Here is a 5,502-nt window from a genome sequence, read left to right on the forward strand (position 1 = left end):
AAGGCTTGGAGGCGTTGCATAGTGACTCAATCTATATTTATATCCAGCATCATAGGGCGCCTACGGCGCCCGCGCTATCCTTCCCCGCACTCAAAGTACGGGGCATGTCGCGCATTTTGGTCAGGGAAATGCTAGCCAGTGACAATGCGAGACGATAGATGAATGACAAAAATCTCGCTGCACAAGGTCACTGGTCGCGAAGATTGCTACTCGCCCTGCCCCTGCTGCTGGCAGGCTGCGCTACTCACCTCGACCGCAATGGCGAGGTCACACCCCTGGAAGGCATGTTGCCGGCTGACTATGCCGTCGAACGCCTCTCGCCGCGCCCCTATACGCCGCCCGACTGGCCGGAGACCCTCGAGGCCCGCGTGCTGCTGCCCGACACGCCTGCCGATGCACTGCGCCCCGCCGCCCTGCTCGTTCATGGCGGTGGCTGGCAACGGCGCAGCCCCGACGACATGGAGACGATCGCCGAGCGGCTCGCCGAGCACGGCTATGTCACGGTCAACATCGCCTACCGCTTCGCCCCGACCTACCGCTTCCCCGCCCAGCTTCACGACCTCGAGCAGGCCATGGCCTGGATCCACGAGCAGGCCGAAGCCTGGCGCATCGACACCGCGCGCATCGTCGGCGTGGGCTACTCCAGCGGCGCCCACCTCGTCAGCCTGCTGGCCCTGACCGGTGAGCCGGGTCGACTGGCCGCCGTGCTGGCCGGCGGCCTGCCCAGCGATCTCATGAAGTTCGACGATGGCCGCCTGGTGGTCGAGTTCATCGGCGGCACCCGCGCCGAGAAACCGGAGGCCTATCGGCTGGCCTCGCCGATCACCCACGTCGATGCCGATGCCCCGCCCCACTTCCTCTTCCACGGCCGCTGGGACGGCCTGGTCCCGGTGGATCATGCCACCGACTTCCATGCGGCGCTCGAGGACCACGGCGTGGCGAGCGAGCTCTATCTGCAGCACTACCGCGGCCACTTCACCAGCTTCCTGCTGCGTGACGGCGCCATCGAGGCCGGCATCGCCTTTCTCGACCGGCAAGTGCGAGAGGATGAGTCCAGCACGGCCCTCACTCAAACGCCCCCTACTCAATACGCCACTCAGGCGCCAGCTGTTTCCAATGCTCCCTCAAAACACGCTGATGCGCCTCTGCCATAGGCAGTGACGACAACTGAGACGGCCACTGGCTCCTGGCGCGCTCGACCGTCTCGGCCAGCACTTGCCGTATGGCCGGCCAGGAGACACCCACCTTCTCCGACCACCGCCGGAAATCCTCCTCGTTGAGCCGATACCAGTCCTTCTTCCCATTCAGGTTCAGGGCCGCCTCGCGCTCCCCCTCGATATAGGCCCGCGTCGTCACGATGTCATAGGCCGGTGCCAGCGAGGGCGTGTGCTGATCCGGGTACAGCAGGCTCCAGTTCTTGAGGTGCGCATCTCCGTTCGCCAGCAAGATGTTCACCAGCAGCCGGCGAGCGAACGCCTGAACCGACGCCAGTCCGTCCCCGGTGAACTCCCGCAACAGGCGGCCGATCTGCTCATAGCTCGGGCCGTCGTACTTCTCATGAGGGTAGCGAAACAGGACCTGCGCCATGTCCTCGGTATGCACACGCGCTCCCTGCACGCGATCGAAGCGGCGAATGGCATAGGCAAGAGGCTCGCCAGGCAAGTTGATCTCGGGCAGACCTTCCAGGGCTTCCAGCGAAATCAGTCGAATCTCGGGGATCTCGACCCCGGCACTCTCGGCCAGGCGCATGGACGTGAACTCGGCTTCGGGTAGCCTGGAATGGCGTGCGGAAGGCGGCTTGATGATCCAGTTCCCAGGCCCCTCCCCGCGCGACAGACTGAAGCGCCCCTCGCTCTCGCGCATGGAGAACTTCAGCTGCACGCCAGCCAGTGAAAAGCCATCTGCCCTTCGTGCCTCCTCGGCGACCGGGGTGACACTACGACGATGGGAAAGCACCCAGCCCGGCATGTCATCCGGCTTGACCGGCGTTGCCACGAGCGCTCCCGGCAGGTCGTGTCCCAGCCTGGCCAGCAAGGGAAACTCGTTATCGGGGTGCACCTTGAGTCGTGAGGCCAGCCAGTCACGGAGGGCCCCCTCGGGCAAGAGGTTGGAGAACCAGGGGTGCAAGCGTTGCTGGCGAATCCAGGGGCGCGCCATGAGCGCATCGGCTCGAGGAGAGTGCGACATCAGGCTCAGGGTCAGGGTGGGTCTTCCAGTATCGAGACGCCAGGCTTCGTCGAACACCATGACATTGCGCCCTCCCTGGTAGCCCGCTAGATAGCCGATGCGATGGCCGTGCAACGACAGGGCCAGCATCTGGACATGTTCATCCGCCATGGCCGTCCTCCTCGTCACCCAGCAATCCCTGCCAGGGATCTGCATCGAGGGCGGGGGCCGACTCATCACTGTCCTCCAGCAACGCCTTGACGGCATGCCACTTCTCGACAGGAATCAGCATCACGCGGCTATTGACGCCATCCGCTGCCAGCGTGAGTGTATCGAGGCGCGGGTTGCCTCCCGCTTCCAGCCGCTGGTACTGCTGCCGCGTCATCCCGGTCCGTGAAGCGACATCCTGCTGGGTAAGCTCGAGTGCCTGACGGCGGCGCCGGAGCTGATCGAGGAGGGTCATTTAAAGCACCTTTTATGTTGCATATTGAGCATTATAGCAACATAAAAGATGCATGCTAATGCCAAGATCAAGTCCCGACAAAAGCTTGTCATCCCTGCACACCGGCAATGCCCCTTACGCCTTGAGCTTCCACCCCAGCGTCTCGCCGGCGGCCAGGGGCACGATGGTCTCCCCCTCGGCGTAGGGCAGCGATTCCGGCAGCTGCCAGGCCTCGCGCACCAGGGTGACGGTCTCGGCGTTGCGCGCCATGCCGTAGAAGTCCGGGCCGTGATGGCTGGCGAAGCCTTCCAGACGCGCCAGGGCACCGGCCTGCTCGAAGGCGGTGGCGTAGAGCTCCAGGGCCGCCGGGGCGCTGTAGGCGCCGGCACAGCCACAGGCGCTCTCCTTGTCGCCCCGGGCATGGGGCGCGCTGTCGGTGCCCAGGAAGAACTTGCCGCTGCCCGAGGTCGCGGCCTCCAGCAGCGCCTGACGATGGCGCTCGCGCTTGAGGATCGGCAGGCAGTAATAGTGCGGACGAATGCCACCCACCAGCATGTGGTTGCGGTTGAACAGCAGGTGATGGACGGTGATGGTCGCGGCCACGTTGGCCGGTGCGGCGGCCACGAAGGCCGCCGCCTCGGCGGTGGTGATGTGCTCGAACACCACCTTCAGGGTCGGGTGGCGCTCCAGCAGCGGCTTCATCACCCGCTCGATGAACACCGCCTCGCGATCGAAGATGTCGATATCGGCGTCGGTCACCTCGCCGTGGACCAGCAGCGGCATGCCCAGACGCGCCATGGTGGCGATGGCCTCATCGCAGTGGGCCAGGTCGGTGACGCCGGAGGCCGAGTTAGTGGTCGCCCCGGCGGGATAGAGCTTCACCGCCTGCACCAGGCCGCTGGCGTGCGCCCGCTCGATCTCCTCGGCCGGGGTGTTGTCGGTCAGGTAGAGGGTCATCAGCGGCTCGAAGCTCGCCCCGGCGGGCACGGCCGCCAGGATCCGCTCCCGATAGGCCAGCGCCAGCTCGGTGGTGGTCACCGGCGGCTTCAAGTTGGGCATGATGATGGCACGGCCCATCTGGCGCGCACTGGCGGCCACCACGGCCGCCATGGCCGCGCCGTCGCGCAGGTGAAGGTGCCAGTCGTCCGGGCGGGTCAGGGTAATCGAGTTCACGGCGGATCCTGTTTCGAAAGCGTGGGTGTCGGCATGAGCGAGAATAGCGCCAGTATATCGCAACCCCGCCGCCGACCCGAGGCCACGCCTGGCCATTTGTCTGCTAACCTATCCGGCCGCTCTTCCCATGCCCCGGAGCCCGATGCCGTCCATTGACCCGACACGCTCGCCCCTGCGCGCCGACCTCCTCCTGCTGCTGGTCACGATGCTCGCCGCGGCCGGCTGGATCTTCTCCAAGGAGGCCCTGGCCGGCATGCCGCCGCTGCTGTTCATCGGCACGCGCTTCCTGATCGCCGGGGGCATCCTGGCGCTCTTCGCCCTCGCCGCCCTGCGCCGGCTCTCGCTGGCCGACTGGCGTCTCGCGGCCGGCGTGGGGCTGATCTTCAGCGCCGCCCTCTCGTTGTGGGTGCTCGGCCTGCATCACTCCCGCCATCTCGGCGAGAGCGCCTTCATCAACAGCCTGGGCATCCTGCTGGTCCCGGTGGTCGCGCGCCTGCTGTTCGGCGACCGGCCGCCGCGCACCACCTGGATCGCCTTGCCGGTGGCGCTGATCGGCTTCGCCCTGCTGTCGTTGAACGCGGGATTCCGGATCGAGACGAGCCAGTGGCTGATGGTCGGAGCGGCGGCGGGCTTCTCGCTGTTGATCAACGCCAATTCGCGGGTGGTGCGCCGCGTGCCCGCCCTGCCGCTGACCGCCATCCAGCTGCTGGTGGTGGGTCTGGTGCTGACGCTCGCCTCACTGCCCCTCGAACCCTGGCCATCACGCCTCTCGGTGGCCACCCTCGGCTGGGTGGCCGCCAGCGTGCTCTTCGCCAGCACCCTGCGCTTCTTCCTCCAGGTCCACGCCCAGGGGCTGACCACCCCCAGCCATGCCGCGGTGATCCTGATGCTCGAGGCGGTCTGGGCCGCGTTGATGGCCGCCTGGTGGTTCGAGGAGAGCATGACGCTGCTGCAGCTCACGGGCTGCTCGCTGATCTTCGCGGCCCTGCTGATCAACCGCTGGCACTGGGTACGCCGACTCTTCAAGCGGCGCTGAATGCCGTATCATGGCGCCAGCCTGACAGGCCGCACCACTCATGAGGACAGCATGCCCAAGGTAAGACACTACGCCGACATCGTCGCCATCCTGGCCGGTTTCATGTGGCTGGTGCTCTACTGGTCGGTCAGCATCTCGGCCCACCTGGGCAGCATCGAGCCGTCGCTGGCCGCATTGCTGATGGTGGGCAGCCTGATCCTGATCAGCTTCGTGCACCGCCCCATCCGCGTCATGCTGGGGCGCTACCACGTGCGTAAGCGGCGTACGGAGATGTGGATGCACATCCTCGCCCTGCCCCTGGCCCTGGCCTTCCTGCTAGCGATCGTCATCGAGCACTTCCTCACCCCGATGAACGGCGAGCAGAAGATGCTGCTGTTCAATGCGCTGGCCACGGCCGGCTGGCTGGTGTTCGTCGTCACCCTCCTCGTCAAGCTGCTGTGTCACCTCGTCCAGCGGAAGCGCAAGGCGAAGCGATAGCCCGCCGCCAAGGGGGCGAATCGCCATCGCGATAAAGGGGCGAAGCCCTTGTGGGAGCTAGGGACGAAGCCCTTGATAGGGGTCGGGAAGGGCTGAGCCCTCCCCGCCCTCCGAACCGTGCGTGCGGTTCTCCCGCACACGGCTCTCCAGTCGATGGTTTCCTCATCGGGATTGGCTCGCCTTCCGCCAGGCTTCCGTCATGGTGAAA

At 66.1% G+C, this 5,502-nt stretch carries 6 protein-coding genes; 3 read left to right on the top strand and 3 right to left on the bottom strand.

Going from position 1 to position 5,502, the window contains the following annotated elements:
* The first annotated feature begins 158 nt into the window (after positions 1-158).
* The gene (locus FEI13_RS18575; RefSeq protein ID WP_138182976.1) at positions 159-1,154 is read left to right on the top strand and encodes an alpha/beta hydrolase; all 996 of its coding nucleotides are present in this window, start codon (positions 159-161) and stop codon (positions 1,152-1,154) included.
* Here the strand turns inward: FEI13_RS18575 and FEI13_RS18580 are convergent.
* The 3 genes from FEI13_RS18580 to pyrC all read right to left on the bottom strand — a co-directional run bounded on the left by FEI13_RS18580 (position 1,081) and on the right by pyrC (position 3,781).
* Entirely contained in the window at positions 1,081-2,337 is a 1,257-nt protein-coding gene (locus FEI13_RS18580; protein WP_138182977.1) for a type II toxin-antitoxin system HipA family toxin, read from the bottom strand. The genes FEI13_RS18575 and FEI13_RS18580 overlap by 74 nt on opposite strands.
* On the bottom strand, positions 2,327-2,629 hold the full coding sequence (locus FEI13_RS18585; protein ID WP_138182978.1) for a helix-turn-helix domain-containing protein: 303 nt from the start codon (positions 2,627-2,629) through the stop codon (positions 2,327-2,329). The genes FEI13_RS18580 and FEI13_RS18585 overlap by 11 nt, the downstream gene beginning before the upstream one ends.
* Before the next feature lie 114 nt (positions 2,630-2,743).
* A complete protein-coding gene (gene pyrC / locus FEI13_RS18590) occupies positions 2,744-3,781 on the bottom strand; it encodes a dihydroorotase (protein WP_138182979.1) in 1,038 nt (345 codons plus the stop codon).
* Between the two features lie 142 nt (positions 3,782-3,923).
* Here pyrC and FEI13_RS18595 point away from each other — a divergent pair, with 142 nt between their 5' ends.
* A complete protein-coding gene (locus FEI13_RS18595) occupies positions 3,924-4,817 on the top strand; it encodes a DMT family transporter (protein WP_138182980.1) in 894 nt (297 codons plus the stop codon).
* Between the two features lie 51 nt (positions 4,818-4,868).
* Entirely contained in the window at positions 4,869-5,294 is a 426-nt protein-coding gene (locus tag FEI13_RS18600) for a hypothetical protein (RefSeq protein WP_138182981.1), read from the top strand.
* Positions 5,295-5,502 lie beyond the last annotated feature (208 nt).

It is taken from the genome of Halomonas urmiana (genome assembly GCF_005780185.1).
Taxonomy (GTDB): domain Bacteria; phylum Pseudomonadota; class Gammaproteobacteria; order Pseudomonadales; family Halomonadaceae; genus Halomonas; species Halomonas urmiana.

Bases quoted from the DNA above. Each gene is read 5' to 3' on its own strand.
- FEI13_RS18580 (WP_138182977.1), bottom strand. From the start codon at position 2,337: ATGGCGGATGAACATGTCCAGATGCTGGCCCTGTCGTTGCACGGCCAT.
- FEI13_RS18600 (WP_138182981.1), top strand. From the start codon at position 4,869: ATGCCCAAGGTAAGACACTACGCCGACATCGTCGCCATCCTGGCCGGT.
- FEI13_RS18595 (WP_138182980.1), top strand. From the start codon at position 3,924: ATGCCGTCCATTGACCCGACACGCTCGCCCCTGCGCGCCGACCTCCTC.
- FEI13_RS18585 (WP_138182978.1), bottom strand. From the start codon at position 2,629: ATGACCCTCCTCGATCAGCTCCGGCGCCGCCGTCAGGCACTCGAGCTT.
- FEI13_RS18575 (WP_138182976.1), top strand. From the start codon at position 159: ATGAATGACAAAAATCTCGCTGCACAAGGTCACTGGTCGCGAAGATTG.